At 59.9% G+C, this 22,132-nt stretch carries 22 protein-coding genes; all 22 read right to left on the minus strand.

Translation table 11 applies throughout. The annotated features are described in order from the left end of the window. Nucleotides 1-27: 27 nt before the first annotated feature. The 22 genes from E0E29_RS12305 to E0E29_RS12410 all read right to left on the minus strand — a co-directional run bounded on the left by E0E29_RS12305 (nt 28) and on the right by E0E29_RS12410 (nt 22,131). A complete protein-coding gene (locus E0E29_RS12305) occupies nt 28-1,962 on the minus strand; it encodes a bifunctional 4-hydroxy-3-methylbut-2-enyl diphosphate reductase/30S ribosomal protein S1 (protein WP_130850081.1) in 1,935 nt (644 codons plus the stop codon). Then, complete coding sequence (locus tag E0E29_RS12310; RefSeq protein WP_130850082.1) at nt 1,959-2,558, minus strand: lysophospholipid acyltransferase family protein; 600 nt, start codon at nt 2,556-2,558, stop codon at nt 1,959-1,961. The genes E0E29_RS12305 and E0E29_RS12310 overlap by 4 nt, the downstream gene beginning before the upstream one ends. Beyond that, nucleotides 2,555-3,235 carry a (d)CMP kinase gene (gene cmk, locus E0E29_RS12315; RefSeq protein ID WP_130850083.1) on the minus strand — a complete coding sequence of 227 codons (681 nt, stop codon included), beginning with the start codon at nt 3,233-3,235 and terminating at the stop codon, nt 2,555-2,557. Before cmk ends, E0E29_RS12310 begins: the two co-directional genes overlap by 4 nt. A gap of 27 nt (nt 3,236-3,262) precedes the next feature. Beyond that, complete coding sequence (locus E0E29_RS12320) at nt 3,263-4,510, minus strand: BaiN/RdsA family NAD(P)/FAD-dependent oxidoreductase (RefSeq protein ID WP_130850084.1); 1,248 nt, start codon at nt 4,508-4,510, stop codon at nt 3,263-3,265. A gap of 1 nt (nt 4,511) precedes the next feature. After that, nucleotides 4,512-5,381, minus strand: a complete 870-nt coding sequence (locus E0E29_RS12325; protein ID WP_130850085.1) for a MurR/RpiR family transcriptional regulator — start codon at nt 5,379-5,381, stop codon at nt 4,512-4,514. Nucleotides 5,382-5,558: 177 nt separating this feature from the next. Beyond that, nucleotides 5,559-6,254 carry a pseudouridine synthase gene (locus E0E29_RS12330; protein WP_130850086.1) on the minus strand — a complete coding sequence of 232 codons (696 nt, stop codon included), beginning with the start codon at nt 6,252-6,254 and terminating at the stop codon, nt 5,559-5,561. A gap of 33 nt (nt 6,255-6,287) precedes the next feature. Continuing rightward, entirely contained in the window at nt 6,288-7,388 is a 1,101-nt protein-coding gene (locus E0E29_RS12335; RefSeq protein ID WP_130850087.1) for a D-alanyl-D-alanine carboxypeptidase family protein, read from the minus strand. Nucleotides 7,389-7,485: 97 nt separating this feature from the next. Then, nucleotides 7,486-7,896, minus strand: a complete 411-nt coding sequence (gene ytfJ, locus E0E29_RS12340; RefSeq protein ID WP_130850088.1) for a GerW family sporulation protein — start codon at nt 7,894-7,896, stop codon at nt 7,486-7,488. Further along, nucleotides 7,871-8,386: a DUF2953 domain-containing protein gene (locus E0E29_RS12345; protein ID WP_130850089.1), complete on the minus strand. Its 516-nt coding sequence runs from the start codon at nt 8,384-8,386 to the stop codon at nt 7,871-7,873. The genes ytfJ and E0E29_RS12345 overlap by 26 nt, the downstream gene beginning before the upstream one ends. 147 nt (nt 8,387-8,533) lie before the next feature. Then, on the minus strand, nt 8,534-9,172 hold the full coding sequence (gene scpB, locus E0E29_RS12350) for an SMC-Scp complex subunit ScpB (RefSeq protein WP_417093717.1): 639 nt from the start codon (nt 9,170-9,172) through the stop codon (nt 8,534-8,536). Nucleotides 9,173-9,224: 52 nt separating this feature from the next. Continuing rightward, complete coding sequence (locus tag E0E29_RS12355; protein ID WP_242622489.1) at nt 9,225-10,022, minus strand: segregation and condensation protein A; 798 nt, start codon at nt 10,020-10,022, stop codon at nt 9,225-9,227. Between the two features lie 21 nt (nt 10,023-10,043). Then, the gene (locus tag E0E29_RS12360) at nt 10,044-10,721 is read right to left on the minus strand and encodes a site-2 protease family protein (protein WP_227602826.1); all 678 of its coding nucleotides are present in this window, start codon (nt 10,719-10,721) and stop codon (nt 10,044-10,046) included. After that, complete coding sequence (locus E0E29_RS12365) at nt 10,714-11,442, minus strand: tyrosine-protein phosphatase (RefSeq protein ID WP_130850091.1); 729 nt, start codon at nt 11,440-11,442, stop codon at nt 10,714-10,716. The genes E0E29_RS12360 and E0E29_RS12365 overlap by 8 nt, the downstream gene beginning before the upstream one ends. A 67-nt stretch (nt 11,443-11,509) precedes the next feature. After that, a complete protein-coding gene (locus tag E0E29_RS12370) occupies nt 11,510-12,268 on the minus strand; it encodes a fumarylacetoacetate hydrolase family protein (RefSeq protein ID WP_130850092.1) in 759 nt (252 codons plus the stop codon). After that, nucleotides 12,265-12,864, minus strand: coding sequence for a ribosome biogenesis GTP-binding protein YihA/YsxC (gene yihA, locus E0E29_RS12375; RefSeq protein ID WP_130850093.1), 600 nt, complete (start codon nt 12,862-12,864; stop codon nt 12,265-12,267). Before yihA ends, E0E29_RS12370 begins: the two co-directional genes overlap by 4 nt. A gap of 13 nt (nt 12,865-12,877) precedes the next feature. Beyond that, nucleotides 12,878-15,286, minus strand: a complete 2,409-nt coding sequence (lon, locus tag E0E29_RS12380) for an endopeptidase La (RefSeq protein ID WP_130850878.1) — start codon at nt 15,284-15,286, stop codon at nt 12,878-12,880. Between the two features lie 64 nt (nt 15,287-15,350). Next, on the minus strand, nt 15,351-16,667 hold the full coding sequence (gene clpX, locus E0E29_RS12385) for an ATP-dependent Clp protease ATP-binding subunit ClpX (RefSeq protein ID WP_130850094.1): 1,317 nt from the start codon (nt 16,665-16,667) through the stop codon (nt 15,351-15,353). A gap of 150 nt (nt 16,668-16,817) precedes the next feature. Further along, on the minus strand, nt 16,818-17,408 hold the full coding sequence (gene clpP, locus E0E29_RS12390; RefSeq protein WP_130850095.1) for an ATP-dependent Clp endopeptidase proteolytic subunit ClpP: 591 nt from the start codon (nt 17,406-17,408) through the stop codon (nt 16,818-16,820). Nucleotides 17,409-17,497: 89 nt separating this feature from the next. Further along, nucleotides 17,498-18,901, minus strand: a complete 1,404-nt coding sequence (gene tig / locus E0E29_RS12395; protein ID WP_130850096.1) for a trigger factor — start codon at nt 18,899-18,901, stop codon at nt 17,498-17,500. A 110-nt stretch (nt 18,902-19,011) separates the two neighbouring features. Beyond that, nucleotides 19,012-19,701, minus strand: coding sequence for a metallophosphoesterase (locus E0E29_RS12400; protein WP_130850097.1), 690 nt, complete (start codon nt 19,699-19,701; stop codon nt 19,012-19,014). 19 nt (nt 19,702-19,720) lie between these two features. After that, entirely contained in the window at nt 19,721-21,208 is a 1,488-nt protein-coding gene (thrC, locus tag E0E29_RS12405; protein WP_130850098.1) for a threonine synthase, read from the minus strand. Continuing rightward, nucleotides 21,196-22,131 (minus strand): dipeptidase, encoded by a 936-nt coding sequence (locus E0E29_RS12410; RefSeq protein ID WP_130850099.1) that lies wholly within the window; start codon nt 22,129-22,131, stop codon nt 21,196-21,198. Before E0E29_RS12410 ends, thrC begins: the two co-directional genes overlap by 13 nt. Nucleotide 22,132: the final 1 nt, after the last annotated feature.

A 22,132-nucleotide genomic window follows, 5' to 3' on the forward strand; every position in this document is an offset into this window, starting at 1 on the left:
TTTTCATCTTGATGAGTAAACAGAGGATTACTCCTCGTCCTCCACGGGAGCAGAATCCTCCAGCAGGGCACGGATGGACAGGGAGACCTTCTTGTTCTCCATGTCGATATCGGTGATCTTCACATCCACCATATCACCCTCGGCCAGCACGTCGCCGGGCTTGTCGATGCGGTGATCAGCGATCTGGGAAATGTGGATCAGGCCGTCCACGCCAGGAACGATCTCGGCAAAGGCGCCGAAGGTCATCAGCTTGACCACCTTCACGTTGGCCACGTCACCCACGCTGTACTTGTCGGTGAACACAGTCCAGGGATCCTGGCTCCGATCCTTCATGCCCAGGGAGATCTTCTTCTTCTCGGGGTCAAAGGAAATGACATACACGTCCACAGGGTCGCCCACGCTGACGACCTCGGAGGGGTGCTTGATGCGGCTCCAGGAGAGCTCGGAGATGTGGACCATGCCGTCCACGCCGCCGATGTCCACAAAAGCGCCGTAAGAGGTCAGAGACTTCACAACGCCGTTGTAGTGCTTGCCGTTCTCAATCTCAGCCCAGACCTTGGCGGCCTTCTCGGCGCGCTCAGCCTGCTCCACGGCACGGATGGAACCCACCACGCGGCGGCGGGCACGGTTGACCTCGGTGATCTTCATGCGGACCTTCTGCTTCAGCAGAGCGGTCATGGCAGCGTCACGGGGCAGACCGGTCTGAGAGGCGGGGATGAACACGCGCACGCCCTTGACAGAAGCCACAACGCCGCCCTTGTTCTCCTCGGTGATGACGCCTTCCACCACGGTGCCGGCCTCGCGGGCGGCCTCCACGTCATCCCAGCTCTTCACGGTGTCCAGACGCTTCTTGGACAGGGTGACCACGCCCTCAGCGTCGTTGACGCGCATGACGTAGGTCTCAATCTCATCGCCCACCTTGACCATGTCCTCCACCTTCACGGTGGGATCGTCGGTCAGCTCGGATACAGGAATGTAGCCAGCGTGCTTGGTGCCCAGATCCACATAGATCTCAGTGGGCGTGATCTCAGTGACGACACCGGTGACCTTCTCTCCTGTATTTAAAGTTTTGATCGATTTCTCCAGCAGATCAGCGAAGGATTCCTCGATCTCCATGATTTCGTCGCTCATTTTGTCATAGACCTCCTTTATAATCCACCCGGGCGTTGATGCTCCCGCGGTGATGCCGATCGAAGCCGCCCCTGCGAAAGAGGCCGGTTCCAATTCCTCCGCCCCCTCAATGGCGACCACCCGGGGGCAAAGAGCGCGACACAGCTCCGAAAGCCGCTTTGTATTGGAGCTTTTGCGGTCTCCGATGATGATCATCGCATCGCAACGGGCTGCCAATTCCTGGGCTTCCGTCTGCCGTATATACGTAGCGTTACATATTGTATCAAAAATTTCAGCGTTTGTACACTCTTTTTTTGCTGTTTCTATGGCTTGATCCCAAATTTTACGGGTCGATGTGGTCTGAGAGACCAATGTGAGCGGCATTTCCCGCCGTTCCGGGCACTCAGCGAGCCATGCAGACAGGGCCTCACCATCGGGCAGCACCACCGGATGACGGCACCAGCCGGCAATCGCCACGATCTCGGGGTGATCGGGAGTGCCGATGATGACCGGCTGTCGTCCCGCCGCCTCGGCCTCAGCCACCAGACGATGGATGCGCTGAACATTGGGGCAGGCAGTATCTATGATCCGGCATCCCTTCTGCTCCAGCGCGTCATGGACCCACTTGGCCTCGCCGTGAGAGCGAAGAATGACCGACGTTCCGTCAGGAACCTCCTCCACCGCGCGAACCAAGACAGCGCCCTCCTGCTCCAGTTTCGACACCACATGGTCGTTGTGGATCACCGGACCCAGCAGCACAGCGCCTCCTGCCCGAGTGGTCTGCTCTGCCATCTCAACCGCACGCTTTACGCCATAGCAGAAGCCGGCGGACTTGGCCAGTTCGATCCTCATACCGCCCGCTCCCCCAGCTTGTGGATACGCTCCATGAGGTCAGCAGTGATGGCGTCATACTCCTCCGCCGTCCCCTTCCGGCTGGATACCTGGGGCATATAGGGCTCCCCAATGACCACGGTGGTCTTTCGGAACCAGGGCTTGCGCTCCGGCACGTATACGGGAAGGATGGGCACACCGCACCGGACGGCCAGCATAGCGGCACCATTTTTGGCCTCGCCCTGCTCTCCCCTGCTCTCGTGGATCCGATGTCCCTCCGGGTAGAGGAGCACCTTCTCCCCTTCCTTTAAATACTTCATGGCCTGTTTGATGGCACCCACGTCGGACTTCCCCCGCTCTACGCCGAAAACTCCAACATGGCGGAGAATCCAACCAATGAAGGGAACTCGCAGCAGCTCTGCCTTCGCCATGGGGCGCAGCTGGTTCTTATGCCGGAAGGCAAAGGCCAGAAACAAGGGGTCGGACATGGCAGTGTGGTTTCCGCACACAAGCACGCCTCCCTCAGGGATGTTCTCCCGACCAATGGCGCGGCCCGGATGCGCCAGATTGAAAAACGGAAAGACGATCATGTAAATCACATTGTAAAATGTTCTCATGCGTTAAGCTCCCCTCTGACGGCGTCCAGCAGTGCCTGAAGGCTCTCCGCCAGATCAAGCTCGGTGGTATCCACCAAGACGGCATCCTCTGCCTGACGGAGGGGCGCCGCCGCCCGGGTGGTGTCACGCCGGTCCCGCTCCACGATCTCCGCCAGGACGGTCTCCAGGTCCTGAGGTGTCCCCCGCTGGGCAAGCTCGTCACAGCGGCGGCGGGCCCGTGCCTCAGGAGAGGCAGTGAGGAAAATCTTGACATCGGCCTGGGGCAGCACCACAGTCCCGATATCCCGGCCATCCATGATGACGTCGTGCTGCCGTGCCAGCTCTCGCTGGGTCTCCATGAGGAAGTCGCGCACCGCCTGGATGGCCGATACAGATGATGCCGCCCGCGAGACCTCAGGGCGGCGAATATCCTCGGTCACGTCCCGGCCGCACAGGTACATGTGCTGAAGGCCGTCGCTGCTGTTATACGCCAGACGGATGTCGGCCTGGGGCAGCAGTGCCTGCACCGCTGCCGGGTCTGCCGGGTCCACCCCCCGTTCCAGAGCCAGCAACGCTAGGGTCCGGTAAATGGCGCCGGTGTCTACGTAAAGAAAGCCAAGGGCTTTGGCCGCCTGCCGGGCCAGGGTGCTTTTCCCCGCTCCGGAGGGGCCATCAATGGCTACGCTCTTATGTCCCATGTCTCTGCCTCCTAATTTTCGGCTCCGTCATTGGAACCCCTCCACCGCCGCCTGCCCGGCCGCACGGCCGGTGCACCAGGCGATCTGAAGGTTAAAGCCGCCGGTATAGGCGTCCACGTCCAGCAGCTCACCAGCAAGGTAAAGCCCTTGCACCAGCTTGGAACCCATAGTTTTGGGATCTACCTCGGATACTTTGACACCGCCGCTGGTAACAATGGCATCCTCCACCGGTCGGGGTCCCGCCACCGGGAAGGACAATCCCTTTAGCGTCTCCAACAGACGACGGCGCTGAACCTTAGTAACGGCGTTGGCAGGCAAATTCGAAGGGATATCCGCCCGCTTGGCCAGCACCGGAATCAGCAGTCGGGGCGCCAGGGTCTCCAGCACATTGTGAAAAGCCCGGTTGGGCTGTCCGGTGAGCTCCCGCACCAGACGGTCATCCAGAGCGACTTCATCCAGGGCGGGCTTCAGATCGATGATCACCGTATACTGGTCCTTTTCAAAGTCTCTCATATGGGCACTGGCACTGAGAATCAGGGGGCCAGAGAGGCCAAAGTGGGTGAAAAGCATTTCCCCTTGCTCCCTAAAAATCACCTTGCCCTTTTTGTTTTTGACCTTCACCACCACATTTCGCAGGGAGAGACCCTGCATGCTGGGGCACTCCTCCCCCTCCACCACCAATGGAATCAGGGACGCCTTGGGAGGAAGGATGGTGTGACCCAAGGCGGCTGCCATGGTATAACCGTCCCCCGTGGAACCGGTAAGCGGATAGGATGCTCCGCCAGTGGCCAAAATCACGGCACCGCCGGCATAGCTGCCCCGCTCCCCCTTTACTCCACTGACTGCCCCATGATCGGTGAGGATCTCCCGTGCCCGGTCCTGAATCAAATCCACGCCGGACCGGCGCAGGGCGAAAAAGAGAGCATCCACCACGTCGGCAGCCTTGTCAGACACCGGGAAGACGCGATTGCCCCGCTCGGTTTTCAACGGCACCCCAAGGTCGGTGAAGAAGGCCTTGACCTCAGCGGGCGGAAATCGGGTAACGGCGCTGGTGAGGAACTTCCCATTCCGGGGCACGTTGGAGAGCACTTCCGCTGGAGTGCAATCGTTGGTCAAGTTGCACCGGCCTTTGCCGGTGATATAGAGCTTCCGCCCCACCTTCTGGTTGCGCTCCAGCAGCGTAACGGACGCACCCATCCGGGCAGCAGTCAGCGCCGCGAGCATGCCCGCGGCGCCGCCCCCTATCACAATGATACGCTTTTCTTTCTGCGTCAAATCAGTTCTCTTCCTCTACTTGTTCATATACGCCATACTCTGACCAGATCTGCTCCAGAGTGGCGAAGGTCTGGGCTACATCAGCATTTTTCCGCCGCCCCACCGCCACAATGAGGGCGTTGATCAGGCTCAGCGGCGCCACCAGAGAGTCCACGAAGGAGGCCATATCGCTCTTGGCCAGGAGCGTAGCAGTCGCCATCTCCGCCAGAGGCGAGGTCTCCGAATCGGTGAGCGCTACCACGTTGGCCCCACGGTCCCGGGCGAAGCGCATGGCCTGCACCGTCCGGCTGGAGTACCTAGGAAAACTGATACCGATGACCACGTCCTCCCGGCTGACCCTCAGCAGCTGCTCAAAGGTCTCGCTCACCGATGTGGTCCGAATCAGAACGACATCGTCAAAAATCAGATTGAAATAAAAGCCTAGGAAATCCGCCAGGGCCGCTGCCGAACGGGCGCCAACGATATAAATCCGTCGGGCGTCCAGGATGGCGTCCACCGCCCGGTTAAAGCCGGTCCTGTCCGCCTCTTCCAGAGTGAGTCTGATCTTTTCAATATCCGACTGCATCACGGTAGAGAGAATATCGTGGTCCCCAATGCGGTCGTTGGCCACCTCAATTCGTTGGATGGAAGTGAGCTTGCTGCGGATCATCTCCTGCAGGGCCTTTTGCATACTGGGGTAGCCGTCGTAGCCCAATTCAGCGGCAAAGCGTACAACGGTGGACTCACTGACATTGACCGTCTTACCCAGACGGCTGGCCGTCATAAAAGCGGCCTTGTCATAGGAGTCCAATATAAAACGGGCAATGAGCTTTTGCCCTTTTGAAAAGCTCGGCATCCGATTCTGGATGGCGGTCAGAACATCCCTTGACATATAGGGGTACCCTCACATTTCCTCCCCGGTTTGCTCCGGGCTACTGTTCGGACCTATGCGGTCCGGCACTGCGGGTGTACGCCGTCTTCCGGCAAAGACCCAACAGATATTATCATAACGGGAAACGGGAGGAAAATCAAGCATGATCTGCAAGATGTGACCTTTTCTCCTGCATGCTCACAGAGACTTGAGAATGGCGACCTCTTCATCGGTGAGATAGCGCCACTTCCCCAGCTTGAGTCCGCCTAGCTGGACCTGGCCTTCCCGGACCCTCCGAAGCGCCTTCACGGTCAGTCCTACCTGCTGACACATCCGGCGGATCTGCCGATTTTTTCCCTCATGAATCTGGAAGGAGAGCAGATTGGGACCCAACCGGTCCACCTTGGCCGGCGCCAGAGCCACACCGTCTAATTCCATGGGACCGTTGAGCACCGGCAGCGCAGCCTCAATATCCCCAGTGACCATCACTAAGTACTGCTTGTCCACCTCATGGCTGGGGTGGATGAGCCTGTGGGTGAGCGCCCCGTCGTTGGTGAGGAGGAGCAGTCCCTCCGAATCCAGGTCCAACCGGCCCACCGGCCACACCCGGACCCCGCAGTCGGTCACAAGCTGGGCCACCGTGGGACGTCCCTCCTCGTCGGAGAGGGTAGTCACATAGCCTCTTGGCTTGTTGAGCATGAGATAAACCGGCTCCGCTGCCGGACCTACCTCCACCCCGTCCAGGGCCACCCGGTCCCGGGTCAGATCGGCTTTGTCACCCAGCTTGGCGGTCTGGCCGTTGACGGTGACCCGCCCGGCCTCGATATAGTCTTCCGCTGTCCGCCGGGAGCAGAGTCCGGCGGCGGAGAGCAGCTTTTGCAGGCGTTCCTCCATGAGGGCACCTCTTTCTTCAGATGTACGGGCGGGCTACCCCGCCCAGGGAAACAGTGACCACAGCCGCTCCAGAGGACCGGCCTCAGGTGCCTGATCGGAATGGACTCCGGCGGCACACACCAGAGAGGTCTCCCCAATGATCGCCCCGTCCAGAGTAAATACCAGGGCACCCACCGGCACATCGTCGGCCACCGGTGTCTGGAGACCATCGGGCAGCTTCAGCTCAGCCTGGACCTGCTCGGACTCCGTCAGCGGATACCACACCTCCTCCGACGTTTGCACCGGGACTGCTGGCACCAGGGACCCGGAGGTCTTCACCAGTCCCACCGTTTTACCAGCACTGGCCAGTAAGCACCGGGGATAGGTCTCAAAGCCATACTCAAAGAGGGCAGCGTGATCCTCCCAGTCGTTTGGGTCGTTGAGCGTGACGCACAGCAGCAACTGGCCGTCCCGCCGGGCGGCTGACACCAGCGTACGCCCAGAGGATCGGGTATACCCTGTCTTCATGCCCACGCATTCAGGATAGAGACTCAGCAGCTTGTTATGGTTGACAAAGGTTCGTGTTCCTATGGTGGCCGACTTGGTGGAGACTATTTTGGCCACCAGCTCGTTGTCCATGCAGGCCGCCGCCAAAACAGCCATGTCGGCAGCCGTGGAATAATGATTCTCGTCATCTAAACCATTGGGATTGGCAAACCGGGTGTCCGCCATCCCAAGAGCCTGGGTCTTTTCGTTCATCCGGGCCACGAAGGGCTCCACATTCCCGGCGCAGTACCGCGCCAAGGCCAGAGCGGCGTCGTTTCCCGACTGGAGCAACAGGCCATAGAAGAGAGCCTCCACCGTGACGTTCTCCCCTACCTTCAGATACATGGAGGAGCCCTCCGTGAGGGTGTCCTCCCGCAGGATCTCCACCTTGGCGCTCAGGTCGGTAACCGACTCCGCCGCCACCAGAGCCGTCATGAGCTTGGTGGTACTGGCAATGCCCCGGCGGGTATGGGCGTCTTTTTCATAAAGGACCCGGCCGCTCTCGGCATCCACCAGAATGGCGGAGGACGCCGATGTGACCGGCTCCGCCGCCTGGGCGGCGGGACAGAGCAGCAAAAAAGCCAGCAAAAGGGCGGCAAAGCGCTTCAAGGGGCATCACCTCAACAGATAGATGCCGTTAGTATGCCTGCCGCGCCCCTGGATTATCCCGCTCCCCGTTCCGGTCAGTCACAGACGTGAGGACTGGTTACTCTGCGAATTCCTTCTTTTCTTTGTCCTGCTTCTCGATGAAGCCTGTGACCTTGTCGAACATCTCCGGCACCAGCTCCACCACCCGGTCCACTGCGTTGCCGGCGGGAGGTGCCACAGGCAGCAGCTTCACAGAGTCCCCTTTGATAATCAGGAAGGCTACCGGAGCAATGTTGACACCGGCGCCGCTGCCGCCGCCGAAGGAGTTATCAGCGTCGGGCTTCTGGTTTTTAGTGGTGAAATCGCTGCCGCCGGAGGCAAAGCCGAAGGACAGCCGGGACACCGGGATGAGGGTCACGCCGTCGTCGGTGTGGATGGGAGTGCCCACGATGGTGTTGACATCCACCATCTCCCGGATCTTCTGCATAGTGGTGGACATAAGTTCACTGATGGGATGGTTCTTTTCCATACGGTACCGCCCTTTCTGTTGTGTGTTTGGCCGTTTTTTCCGTCTCATTCTGCCGCCGCCAGCGGAGTAGCACACCCAGCGCCTGCCACCCGAAGCGCAGCGCGAAGGTCACACCCTGCCCCACGGTCAGGGACAGGGCCACCTTGGCCTGCACCTCTGAGTGGGCCCGCTGAAAGTCTGCCGCCGTTCGGATGTCGCGCTGGCGGATATGGAAATTCTGCTCCAAAAGGGGTAGGACCATACCGATGATGGCATTGGCGCTGCCAAAGGCCACCGCCACAGAGGCCGGATCGCTGCCGGCCAACAGGATGTGGGCCTCCAGCAGGTCCACAGAGATCTTTCGCCGAAGGCTGCCTGCCGCCCGCAGGGCCACTGGCATCAGCTCCCAGAGGAGGGACAGCTTCTCACCGGTGTCCGGTTCCGGCTCCTCCTGCTTCTTCTGCGGCTTTTGCTTTGCAGGCTTTTTCTCCTTCTTTTTCCTCTGTTTCAAAGGATAGACCTGCAACGCTGCCGGGCCCGTCCGTAGGCGGACTGTGAGCTGCCGGTCATCATATTCCGCCCTCACTCCGACCCGGATCAGGGACACCAGGAACAAGGCGACCAAGATGCATGCCAGGACCACCCAGATCACACGGCCTCAGCCTCCCTCCCCGGCACCCATCTCAACCCGGGCCAGGGTCTCAGCGGCCGAGCGCAGCTCCTCCTCGGTGGGTTCCTCGCCCTCTTCACGAAGATCACGCAGCTTTTCCAGCGCCGCCTGCATATCCATACTCAGCTGACCCTCCTCCGGCGCGGCGGCGGGGAGCTCCGGGAGCTCGTCCAGGCTGCTCAGGCCAAAGGAGCGCAGAAAGGTGGGCGTGGTGCGGTAGAGGATGGGCCGGCCGGGCACAGCCAAGCGGCCACACTCTTCGATGAGTTCCCTGTCCAACAGCAGACCAACGGTGTAGGCGCTGTCCACACCCCGGACCTGGTCTACGTAGGCACGGGTGGTGGGCTGGTAGTATGCGATGATGGCCAGTACCTCCAGGGCGGGGGGGGACAGCTTGGGCGGGCGCCGACTCTCAAAGGTCTTTCGAATGAGGTCGGCATGCTCCGGCGCCGAACAGAGCTGATAGCTGGTGTCCAGACGCACCAGCCGGATACCCCGCCGGTGGTAGCTGTAATCATCCATAAGTTTCTGGGCCACTGCGTCCGCCGTGGCCCGGTCGATCTCCAGAGCAAGGCATAACCGCTCCACACCCACCGGCTCACCGGCTGCGAATAGGATTCCCTCCATGGCCGATTCGATCTCTTTCAAATCTGTCAAAGGCTCCTCCTCCTTCCGTGCGTCAGTAGGCATCGGTGGAGAACTCCATCTGGGTCTCCCCTTCCCCGGTACAGGTCACTGTGCAATCGGTGTCGGTACCTGCCAGACGAATACGCCGTGCCTTGCACAGCTCCAGCACGGCGATAAAGGTGGCCACCACCTCCGAGCGGCTTCGGTTACCCTGGAACAGGGCACGGAACCGGGTAACACCAAAGCGAACCAGCCGCTGGATCAGTTCGGCGGCCTTGTCCGACACCGGATAGGGCTCCCGCCCCACAATGCCGTCAAAAGCGCTCACCGGAGGCGGCAGCAAAGTGCCCATCCGCTCCCGCACCGCCAGCATGGCCCGGCGCAGATCGTCCTTATCGTGGACATAGCAATAGGTACGGTCAGTGGGCATAGCCTCCGGCCCCTTGGTGATGTAGTCCCTGCCCAGCTCGAACCGGTCGGAGAGCTCCGGTACCACCGCCTTGATTTTTAGATAGTCCTCGTGGCGTTGGTGGGCTTCCAGAGAGCCGATGAGCTGTTCCATCTCAGAGAGGGCCTCCTCATCGTGGATGGAGAGAAGCATCCGGGACTTGATGAAAACCAGCTGGGCCGCCATGGTGACGAACTCACTGGCCACCTCCAGGTCCAGCTCCTTCCGCCGGTCCATCCAGGCCAGATACTGATCCAGGATCACGGAGATCTGGATATCCTTAATCTCCATCTTGTTCTTGCTCAGCAGAGCCAGGATGAGGTCCAGCGGTCCGGTGAAGTCCTCCAGGTCCTCCGCCTTGGCCTTCACCACTTTTTCCAGATGATAGATGGGTCCGTCCAACGGCGTCTTCTTCCTTTCGTCTTATGTGAGCAGATAGTAGGGCCAGGCCGCTCCCTGGAGCAGCAGGTCCAGTACCCAGGTCCGCGCGGCACTCAGAGGAGCGCTGAACACCCCCAGCCAGAGCAAGACCATAAGGAGGAGCATCCCCCACCGCTCATAGCGCATGAGCTGATAGTAGGCCCGGTCGGGCAAAAAGGCGCCCAACACTTTGGAGCCGTCCAGCGGTGGGAACGGGATCAGGTTGAAAATGCCCAGGCCCACATTGAGCACGGCCAGCGTCTCGCAGAAGCCGATGATCCCCTCCAGAAGGACGGAACCGGGATGATAAAAGGCCAGCAATACCGCCCGGAGCAGCAATGCCAGATAGGCCATGACCAGATTGGATACCGGTCCCGCCAGTGCGGTGATGGCCATGCCCAGCTTTGGCTTTCGGAAATACCGCGGGTCCACCGGCACCGGCTTGGCCCAGCCGAACCCAGCCACCAGCATCATGAGGGCGCCGAAGGGGTCGATGTGCCGCAAGGGATTCAGGGAAAGCCGGTGGAGCCGCTTGGCGGTGGGGTCCCCCAAAGCACAGGCCGCCAGGCCGTGGCAGGTCTCGTGGACGGTGAGGCACAGCAGGATAGCCGCCACCGACAGCAGTAGGTCTATGAGTCCGGCCCAGTCCATATGTTGCGCAAAATCGGAAAAGTTACCCAAACTCCGGGCCTCCTTTTGTGTGGTCCGGGGGCAGGAGCTTTCCCCGCAGTGCGGTGAGCTCTTCCTCCGTCAAGCCGATCGCCTGGAGATAGCCTGAGACAGAGCCATACTTCTCCTCCAGCAGATCCAGGCAGTCGCTCAGATATTCCGCCTTGGATGCGCCGGCAAAGGCAGAGAGTGTGGGGACTTTGGTCTTGATCTGCCGAATGATGTCAGCCAGATAGGTCTCTGACACCTGGTAGTCGGCCAGCAGATCGGCCCGCTCCACACCGGCAAGACCCAGCAGCAAGGCGGCCATCAGGCCGGTGCGATCCTTTCCCGCCGTGCAGTGGAAAAGGACACCGGCTGGAGCGCAAGCCACGGTCCGCAGAGCCCTGGCCACCAGGTCAGAGCCGTCCAGCATCCGAAAATAGCCCTGCCCCACATCCGTCTCCAGATTGGGCATACCATCTCCCTCTGACAGGAGCGGACAGTGGAAGTAGTAAAAGCCAGGCTGGGAAGCAAGCTGGTCGGGCTTGCGCCTGGTCTCCGCCTCGCTGCGCAGGTCCACCACCGTTGTGATGTCCCGGTCCAGAAGCCACCGGAGATCCTCCTCTGTCAGGTGCTCTGGGTTATCCCCCCGAAGGAGCTTCTCCCAGAGCGTCTCCCCGCCCCCGGAGACGGGATAGCCACCCAGGTCCCGCAGGTTGTACATTCGTCCAAGCGGAATGTGCCGCAGCATATCTCCGCCCCCTTTCGTACGTTCGACATTATATCAGTTTGTGCCCAAAAGCACAAGGCGCAGCTGGTCACACCACCCGGCTGCGCAGGGTACCAATGCCCTGGATCTCCACCTCTACGGTGTCACCGGGCACCATGGGACCGATGCCGGCTGGCGTGCCGGTAGCCACCAGATCACCAGGCTCCAGAGTCATGGAGGCAGTGATAAAGGCCAGCATCTCGGGGATCTTGGTCATAAACAGAGACGTCCGGGACGACTGGACTGTTTTGCCGTTGAGGCGGGTCTCCAGCAGCAGGTTGGTGGGGTCCACCTCGTCGGTAACCACCGGCCCAACCGGCGCAAAGCCATCCATGCACTTACCTCGGGTCCACTGGCCGTCTCCCTTCTGGATATCCCGAGCGGTGACATCATTCAGGCAGGTGAAACCCAGAATGTAATTCCACACCTCATTGGGCTTTAAGTTCTTGGCCTCTTTCTTGATCATAATGGCAAGCTCGCCCTCATAGTCCAGACGAGTGACAAAATCCGGGGCGTGGACCTCTCCCTCTGGGTCATTGACGCAGTTGGGGGTCTTGATAAAGAGGATGGGCTGCTCGGGCACACCCTCCCCCATCTCCTCAGCGTGGTCCTTGTAGTTCTTGCCCACACACACAATCTTCCCCGGCTCACAGGGCGCCAGGAGCCGACATTTCTCCAGCTCCCAGGTCTTGCCGTCATAGTACTCAGTATCCCCGGCATACGGGGGGCATTTCAGGGTGTGGACCGTCTCTCCGTCCAGCACCCCCCAGCGGACCTTGCCCAGCCGCTCCACGCGGACATATCTCATCGGAATCCCTCCCCAATGTGTTCGGCCAGCTCACCCAGCAGAGCGTCCCGGCCTTCCCCCTTCTCAGCTGAGAAGGGAATTACCTTTACAGATTCGTCCAGCTCCAGTGTGTCACGGATCCGCTGGAGATTGGGCTCAATCTCGCTTTTCTTCAGCTTGTCCAGCTTGTTGGCCACCACCACAAAGGGACGGCCGGTCTCTTTGAACCAGTTGCCCATGGTGCAGTCGTCCGCCGTTGGCTTGTGCCGGGCATCCACCAGCATGCACCCCAGGGTCATGAGGCTGGGATCATCAAACCAGGCCTGGATGAGCCGACCCCACCGTGCCTTCTCCGCCTGGGAGACCTTGGCATAGCCGTAGCCTGGCAGGTCTACAAGGTAGAATTTCCCATCGATCTTAAAATAGTTGATGTGGGTGGTCTTCCCCGGCGCACTGCCCACCCGGGCAAAGTTCTTGCGGCCCAGGAGGCGGTTGATTACCGAGGATTTGCCCACATTGGAGCGGCCGGAAAAGACGATCTGAGGCAGCCCGTCCCGGGGAAAGTCCTCTTTTTTCGCCGCGGAGCGGACAAATTCCGCCATTTGTAAATTGATCATGGCTCCTCCCCCATTACTGCTTCAAATCCAGGGAGCGCACCGTCCCCTGGGCGGGCTCAGATACGGCCTCCAGATTGGGCAGGGCCTGGGTCCCGTCCGTCTCCAGCACCACCGAGAGCACCTGGTCCACCTGCTCCACCGGTATGAACTTCAGCGCTGCCCGAACGGTCTGGTCGATCTCCTCCAGGTCACCCACATTGTCGGCGGGGATGAGCACCGTCTTCATGCCGTTGCGCAGGGCGGCCATGGTTTTCTCCCGCAGGCCGCCAATAGGCAGTACTCTGCCTCGTAAAGTAACTTCACCTGTCATTGCTACATCCTGCCGCACCGGCGTATTGGTGAGGGCGGAGACCATAGCGGTGGTGATGGTAATGCCCGCCGAGGGCCCATCCTTTGGCACAGCTCCTTCCGGGAAGTGGACATGGATGTCTTTGGTCTTGTAGAAATCCTCGTCAATGCCCAGGCACTGGGCCCTGCTGCGGATATAGCTCAGGGCCGCCTTGGCGGACTCCTTCATCACATCGCCCAGATTGCCGGTGAGCTCCACCTTACCCGTACCTGGCACCACATTGACCTCTACCTGGAGCATTTCGCCGCCCACCTGAGTCCAGGCCAAACCGTTGACCACACCCACCAGGCTTTCGGTCTCCCGGCGGTCCGGATGGTAGGGCTTTGGGCCCAAAAATCCTTCCAGATCAGAGGCTGTCAAGGAGATTTGCTTCGCATCTCCGGAGACGATCTCCATGGCGGCTTTCCGACAAAGAGCACCGATCCGCCGCTCCAGAACCCGGACGCCGGACTCTCTGGTGTAACCAGTGATGAGGGCCCGGATGGCGTCGTCGGTGAGCTTAAGCTGGGACTTCTTCAGACCGTGGCGCTTGCGCTCCTTGGGCAGCAAATGCTCCTTGGCGATCTGGAGCTTCTCCTCATCGGTATAGCTGGAGAGCTCAATGACCTCCATCCGGTCCAGCAGCGGCCTGGGGATGGTATCGGTGGTGTTGGCGGTGGTGATGAAGAATACCTCAGAGAGATCGAAGGGCACCTCCAGGAAGTTGTCCCGGAATGTACTGTTCTGCTCCCCGTCCAGCACCTCCAACAGAGCAGAGGCCGGATCGCCGTGGATATCAGAGGCCAACTTGTCAATCTCATCCAGCAGCAGCAGTGGGTTACAGCTCCCCGCCCGGCGGATACCATCGATGATGCGGCCAGGCATAGCGCCCACATAGGTCTTCCGGTGACCCCGGATCTCGGCCTCATCGTGGACACCGCCCAGAGAGATCCGCGTCAGCTTCCGGCCGGTGGCACGGGCCACCGACATAGCGATGGAGGTCTTTCCCACACCCGGCGGTCCCACCAGGCAAATCACCTGTCCTTTGAGCTCAGGTGCCAGCTGCCGCACGGCCAGAAACTCCAGGATGCGCTCCTTCACCTTCTGAAGACCATAGTGGTCGGCGTCCAGCGCCTTCCGGGCCGCTGCCACATCGGTGCGCTCCCTGGTATGCTTGTTCCAGGGCAGGTCCAATAGCACATCCAGATAGTTCCGGATGACGGTGGCCTCGGCGGAGCCAAAGGGCTGTTTGGCCAGCCGTGAGAGTTCCTTCTCCGCCTTTTTGGCCGCCTCCTCCGGAAGGTGGGCTTTCTCAATGCGGGCACGGTACTCGTCCTGCTCGCTGTCGCCGTCCTCGCTCTCCCCCAGCTCTTGCCGGAGGACCTTGAGTTGCTCACGCAGGACATAGTCTCGCTGATTGTCGGACAACTGCTCCCGGACCTTGGACTGAACCTCCTGCTCCAACTCCAGGATAGAGACCTCCCGGCTCAGGGCATGGGCCAGCTTGGTAAGTCGCCGCACAGGCTGGAGCTCCTCCAGGATGGCCTGCTTATCTGAAGCCCGCATGGCGATGTTCTGGGCGATATAATCGGCGATATAGCCGGGGTCCTCACTGGAGAGCACGCTGATGAGCACATCCCCGGTCATGCGGGGAGAGAGCTCGGCGTAGCGTTCAAAGAGCTCGTAAGTACTGCGGATGAGAGCCTCGGTCTTGGGAGTGTTACGGGTGTGCTCAGGCGCTGGAAGCACCTCCACCTCTCCCTGGAGGAAGGGTGTTGTCTTGCCCAGACTCACCAGCCGCCCCCGGGAGGAGCCCTCCACCATGACGCGCACGTTGTCTCCCGGCAGACGGAGAATCTGCTTGACGTTAGAGACGGTGCCAACGGTATAAAGGTCCTTCTCCCCCGGCTCCTCCACAGTAAGGTCACGCTGGGCCACCAGAAAGATGGGCAGGCCCTCAGTCATGGCCTCATCCAGGGCCTTGATGGAGGCACCCCGACCCACATCAAAGTGGAGAAGCATATTGGGGAAAATGGTCAGGCCCCGGAGCGCCAGCACCGGCATGGTGGTAATGGTATTGGGTTCAATGGTCATCATGGATCACTTCCTAAAAACAAGCAGGACGGGAGACTTGCCCCCGTCCTGCTCTTTCGCTTTTTTAAGATACGTTGCTCTGGGTCCTCAGACCTCCGTGCTCAGCCCGGAGAGCCGCGCCGCCCAGACGGGGACGGGCGGGCCGGTCCGGATCTCGGATCAGCTCCGGCTGCGCCCGGTCAGTGACACAGGCCGGGGTGATGATTACTTTGGCGATGGTGCTGTCGGAAGGCACGTCGTACATGACCTGAGTCATAACCTCCTCCAGCACTGCCCGGAGCCCTCGGGCACCGATACCACGCTCGATGGCCTTCTCGGCCACGGCGGTAAGGGCCTCCGGCTGGAACTCCAGCTCCACCTCGTCATACTCCAGCAGCTTCTTATACTGCTTCACAAGAGCGTTCTTGGGCTCAGTGAGAATACGCACCAGCTGCTCCTTCCCCAGGGATTGGAGGGCAGTAATGACGGGCAGACGTCCCACCAGCTCGGGGATGATGCCGAATTTCAGAAGATCATGGGGCTGGATCTCCCGCAGAAGCGCCGAGATATCCCGCTCCTTCTTGCTCTCGATCTCGGCACCAAAGCCAATGGACTTCTTGTCCAGGCGCTGCTCGATGATCTTATCGATGCCGTCAAAGGCACCGCCGCAGATGAAGAGGATATTTTTGGTGTCGATCTGGATGAACTCCTGATGGGGGTGTTTACGGCCGCCCTGAGGGGGCACGTTGGCCACGGTACCTTCCAAGATCTTCAGCAGAGCCTGCTGGACACCCTCGCCAGATACGTCCCGGGTGATGGAGGTATTCTCGCTCTTCCGGGCGATCTTGTCAATCTCATCCACGTAGATGATGCCCCGCTGAGCCAGCTCAATGTCGTAGTCAGCGGCCTGGACCAGACGAAGAAGAATATTCTCCACGTCGTCGCCTACATAGCCAGCCTCGGTAAGGGTGGTGGCATCGGCAATGGCAAAGGGCACCTTCAGGATCCGGGCCAGAGTCTGGGCAAAGAGGGTCTTGCCGCAGCCTGTGGGACCCATGAGGAGGATATTGCTCTTCTGGAGCTCCACATCGTCCCCACCGCCAAAATAGATGCGCTTATAGTGGTTGTAGACCGCCACGGAAAGCGCTACCTTGGCCGCCTCCTGACCGATGATATACTCGTCCAGCACATCCCGGATCTCACGGGGCGTGGGGATCACATCCGGGATGTCGGCCCGATCCTCGATCGGCTCGTCGCCCGCTTCGTCCAGAATGCTCATGCACAGCTGGACACACTCATTGCAGATATAAGCCCCAGGTCCGGCGATGATCCGGGCCACCTGCTCCTGGTGCTTCCCGCAGAAGGAGCAACGGACCGACCGTTTGTCGTCGTTTTTAGGCATGGGTTTCACCTCTTTGTTTGGGCCCAATGGCCCAGGGTCAGGCATGGCGGCGCCATGCCCCGAAACGCGGTCAAGAGGAGCGAAGGCCTCGGTCTCCGCTCCCCTTTCCACTCCGTCCTGGTCCGGCAAGGCCGTCCGGGACAGTATTCATCACTTTCTGGTGATGACCTTGTCGATAAGGCCGTAAGACACGGCCTCGTCGGCGGACATAAAGTTGTCGCGCTCACAATCGGCGGTGACCACCTCGATGGGCTTGCCGGTGTTCTCGGACAGGATGTGGTTCATCCGCTTCTTGATAATCTCCAGCCGTTTGAGGTGGATGGCCATGTCCGTGATCTGGCCCTGGGTGCCAGCCGAAGGCTGGTGGATCATAATCTCCGCGTTGGGCAGGGCAAAGCGCTTGCCCTTGGCGCCGGAGGAGAGCAGGAAGGCACCCATGCTGGCGGCCATGCCGATACAGATGGTGGACACATCGCACTTGACGTACTGCATGGTGTCATAGATGGCCATGCCGTCGGTAACGGAACCGCCGGGGCTGTTGATGTAGAACTGGATATCCTTGTCCGGGTCCTGTGCCTCCAGGTAGAGGAGCTGGGCCACAACCAGGCTGGCGGTGGTGGCATTAACCTCCTCACCCAGGAAGACGATCCGGTCGTTGAGCAGCCGGGAGAAGATGTCGTAGGAACGCTCTCCCCGGTTGGTCTGCTCCACCACGTAGGGTACAAGGCTGGATTGGAACATAGCGATAAAATCTCCTTTTTCCGCTGGCCCTTTCCGGGCCGAAAACAGTGTACGCTGGAAAGTATGCCCAAATAGAGGGTGGTTATTCCTTACTCGGCAGACTCCTCGGTCTTGTCAGGGGTACCCTTCTTGGCACGGGGGGCACGCTTCTTGGGAGCGGCCTCACCCTCAGCGGCAGGCTCCTCCTCCTTGGCGGCCTTCTTCTTGGTGGTCTTCTGGGGCTTCTCAGCCTTAGCCTCGGCCTTCACCAGCTCCATAGCCTTCCGGCGCAGGAGGGTAGCCTTCACGTCCTCAGCGTCGGCAGCGGCCTTGACCTGGTCCACCTCCATGCCGTACTGCTCGGCCAGAGCCTTATACTCGGCCTCCAGCTCCTCATCAGTGACGGTCATGTTCTCGGCAGCGGCCACGGCATCCAGCGCCATCTCGATCTTAATCTGATGCTCGGCTGCAGCCTTGGCCTGCTCACGCATGGCGTCCAGAGTCTGGCCGGTCATCTGCAGGTACTGCTGGAAGGGCAGGCCCTGGCGCTCAAAGCGGTCGGCGTACTCCTGGAGCACCTGATCGCCGCGGAAGTCAATCATGGCCTGGGGCAGCTCAACCTTCAGCTCGCCAATCAGGGCGTCGGTGACGGCATCCTCGAAAGCGTGCTGAGCGGCGTGCTCACGGCGCTCACGCAGCTTGTTTTCCAGGTCCTTCTTGAACTCCTCCAGGGTGTCGAACTCGGACACGTCCTTGGCGAACTCATCGTCCACCACGGGAGCCTGGGGCTCCTTCACCTCGTGGACCTTCACCTTGAAGACCACGGCCTTGCCGGCCAGCTCGGGAGTGTACTCCTCGGGGAAGGTGACGTCCAGGTCCTTCTCGTCGCCGGGCTTCATGCCCACAACGCCCTCTTCAAAGCCGGGGATGAAGGAGTGGGAGCCCAGCTCCAGGGCATGGTTCTCACCCTTGCCGCCCTCGAAGGGCACGCCGTCCTTGAAACCCTCGAAGTCAATGAGGACGGTGTCGCCCTCCTTGGCCTCGCGCTCCACGTTCACCAGACGGGTGGCCCGCTGGATGTAGGGCTTGAGCTCGTTCTCCACGTCCTCGGCGGTGATCTCCACCTCTTCCTTGGAAGCGGTCAGGCCCTTGTAGTTGCCGATCTCAAAGGGAGGACGGACAGTGACCAGAGCCTTAAAGGTGAAGCCATCCTTGCCAACCTCCAGGACCTCCACCTTGGGATAGGCCACGGGGTCCAGGCCCTCCTGCTCCACAGCCTGAGCATAAGCGGTAGGATAGAGCTCGTCGATGGCGTCCTGGTAGAACACGCCGGAGCCATACATGCCCTCAATGATCTTCCGGGGGGCATGGCCCTTCCGGAAGCCGGGGACAGCAATGCTCTTCCGGTTCTTGCGATAGACCTTGTCCACCGCGGCCTCAAACTCCTCGGCGCCCACCTCGATGACCAGCTCGACGGCGCTGTTCTCCTGATTTTCTTTACTCTTGACGTTCATCTACTTACTTCCTCCTGAATGTGTAATATCAGAATCCTATCTATAGTACCAAATCTTTTTGGACTTTTCCACTCTTTTTTTCAAAATCGGAAAAATTCTTCTCTGCTCCTTTACGGAAGCACCAGTTTGGGCACGAAGCGCAGGTAGTCAGCGGCCACCAAACGGTAGTCCACTCCATTGCGTTCTCCTTCAATGGCCAGCCGGTGACTTCCGCCGTGAAGGTGGCCGTAAAAGCATCGCTCCACTCCGTAACGCTCCAGCAGTGCCAGAATCTCAGGGCAGGTATAGCCCTGGTAGAGGGGCGGATAATGGAGAAAACACAGCTTGGGTCTCTCCCCCGCTGCCTTCAGCGATGCCTCCAGGCGGATCAACTCCCGATTAAAGACCTTCTCATTGTGCCCCTGCTGGTCCTCCTCATAGAACCATCCGCGGGTACCGCACAGGGCAACGTTCCCGTAGAAGTGACAGTTATTGTGAAGGATGTCCAGGGTCTGAAAACCGTTTTCGGCAAAAAACTTCTTCATCTTTGAGGCGGTGGTCCACCAGTAGTCATGATTACCCTTCAGCAGAAGCTTTCGCCGGCCTGGCAGGGCGTCCAGCCATGCAAAGTCTGGTTTGGCCTGCTCCAGGCTCATCCCCCAGGAGATGTCCCCGCACAGGACCACCGTGTCCTCCTCTCCTACCACACCGAAGCCGGCGGAGAGCTTTTCTACATATCCCTCCCAGGTGCCGCCAAAGACGTCCATAGGCTTGTTTGCCCCCAGAGAGAGATGGGGGTCGCCCAAGGCGAATAGGGCCATGGGGCCACCTCCTTCTTTCTTACTGGAGCATCTCCAGCACGCGGTCGGACATATTCTCCTTCTCGGTGACCTGCTGGAACCGAATTTCCTTCCCTTTCAGGTTTGCAAGAGGGGCGGGAACCGGCTCGCCGGTAACCTTGGAGAGCTGGTCCAGGATATCAGTGCCGGCGGCCAGATCAGTGACCCCAAGAGCACCCAGCACATTGTCACAGAACTTGAAGGGGCTGGCGGTGGAGACCACCACGGTGGGCGTATCATCCCCGGTCTCCCGCCGGTACTCCTCCAGCACATGGAAGGCCACAGCCGTGTGGGTATCGATGAGGTAGTTCTTTTCCTTCCATATTTTGGCGATCATGGCCTGGGTCTCAGCGTCGCCGCAGCACCCGGCGGCAAAGTTCTTGTCCAACTGCTTTTTCACCTTCTCGCTGACCTCGTAGCGGCCTTCGGTGGCCAGCGCGGACATGTACTCCTTCACAGCAACGTCATCCCGCTCCGTAAACTCGAAGAGCATCCGCTCCAGATTGGAAGAGATCAGGATGTCCATGGAGGGAGACATGGTATTGTAGAAGGGCCGGTTCCGGTCATACACGCCGGTCTTGATGAAGTCCGTGAGAACGTTGTTCTGGTTGGAGGCACAGATGAGCTTGTGGATGGGCACCCCCATCTGCTTGGCGTAGTAGGCCGAGAGGATGTTGCCGAAATTGCCCGTGGGCACACAGACGTTGATAGGATCGCCCTTCTGGACCTTGCCCTCCTTGAGGAGATCACAATAGGCCGAGATGTAATAGACGATCTGCGGCAGAATGCGTCCCCAGTTGATGGAGTTGGCCGAGGAGAAGAAATAGCCGCGGCCAGCCAGGGTATCCCGAAGCGCTGCATCAGAGAAGAGCCGTTTCACGCCGGTCTGAGCATCGTCAAAGTTGCCCACCACGGCGCACACGCCTACATTCTCGCCCTCCTGGGTCTGCATCTGGAGCTGCTGGATGTCAGAGACACCGTCCTTGGGATAGAACACCAGAATACGGGTCCGGTCCACATCCTTGAAGCCCTCCAGAGCGGCCTTACCAGTATCTCCCGAAGTGGCCACCAGGATACACACGGTCTTCTGCTCCTCATTCTTGCTCAGAGAAGCCGAGAGCAGGTGAGGTAGCATCTGAAGTGCCATATCCTTAAAGGCACAGGTGGGCCCGTGCCAGAGCTCCAGGCAGTAAGTCTTGTCATCCAACTGCCGCACCGGCGCCACCGCTTTGGTGTCGAACTTATCGGGACCGTAGGCCCGGGTGGCGTAAGCGGAGAGTTCGGAGGCCGTGAAATCGTCCAGATAAGAACCCATCACAAAGACCGCACGTTGCTGATAGGACATGTCGGTCATAGTTTTGAGCCCGTTTGGCGAGAGCTTGGGCAGCACTTCCGGTGTCAGCAGACCGCCGTCCAGGGCAAGCCCCTGGGCAATCGCCTGGGCCGCGCTGCATTTCTGATTTTTGTTTCTTGTGCTTACATACTGCATACTTCGTTCACGACCCTCATCAAATTAGAATAAAAAACCTTCTCCAGCAAGGTTTCACTGTAATTGCGCCGAAGTAGGTGCTCATAGAGCTTTTCCATATCCTGAATGCCATTCATGCCCTGGGGCATGCTGGTGATTCCGTCCCAGTCACCACCCATAGACACGTTGTTCTCCCCGCCAAGGGCAAGGAAGTGCTCCAGGTGAGAGACCACCGTGTCAAAATCCGGGCCGTCTCCCAGGAAGCCGGTGTACATATTGAGGCCGGCCACTCCATTGGTGTTTATTATGGCAGTAAATTGCTCATCGGTCAAGTTCCTCGGATGAGGAAATACGGCCCGAGAATTGGAATGGGTGGCCACCACCGGCCGGTGGGTGATCTCCATCACGTCCCGGAAACCTGGATCGGACAGATGGGACACGTCCACCAGCATCCCCAGCTCCCCCATAGTCTTCACAAAGGCCCTCCCCTGCTCAGACAGGCCCCGGTCCGGCTCCTCGGCATTGGTACCAGAGAGCGCGTTGGGGTGATTCCAGGTGATGTTTACAATACGGACGCCCATCCGATGGGCCATTCGAAGCTTCTCCAGATCACAATCCAGTAGCTCCGCGCCTTCCGCAGACAAAAATGCTGCCGTCTTCCCGGCTGCAAAGGCTGCCTCGGCCTCCGCCCCGGTCCGACAGAAGGTCACCAAATCGGCATTGGCATCTATCTCACTCCGGAAGAGGGCGTATTCCTCCAAAAAGACCTCCCACAGGGACCGGCCAGGCATGTCCTCCGGTGAGCCAAAGGTGGCAAAGAACTGGGCCCAGCGGCCCTTGCCCCGCCGACGCTCCAGGTCCAGGTGACCGGTCTGGCGGCGAAGTCCGCCGCCCTCCAGGTAACATTTTAATATGGTATCACAGTGTCCGTCAAACAGATCCATG

Origin of the sequence: Intestinimonas timonensis, assembly GCF_900626145.1 — a bacterium.
Lineage (GTDB): Bacteria > Bacillota > Clostridia > Oscillospirales > Oscillospiraceae > Intestinimonas > Intestinimonas aquisgranensis.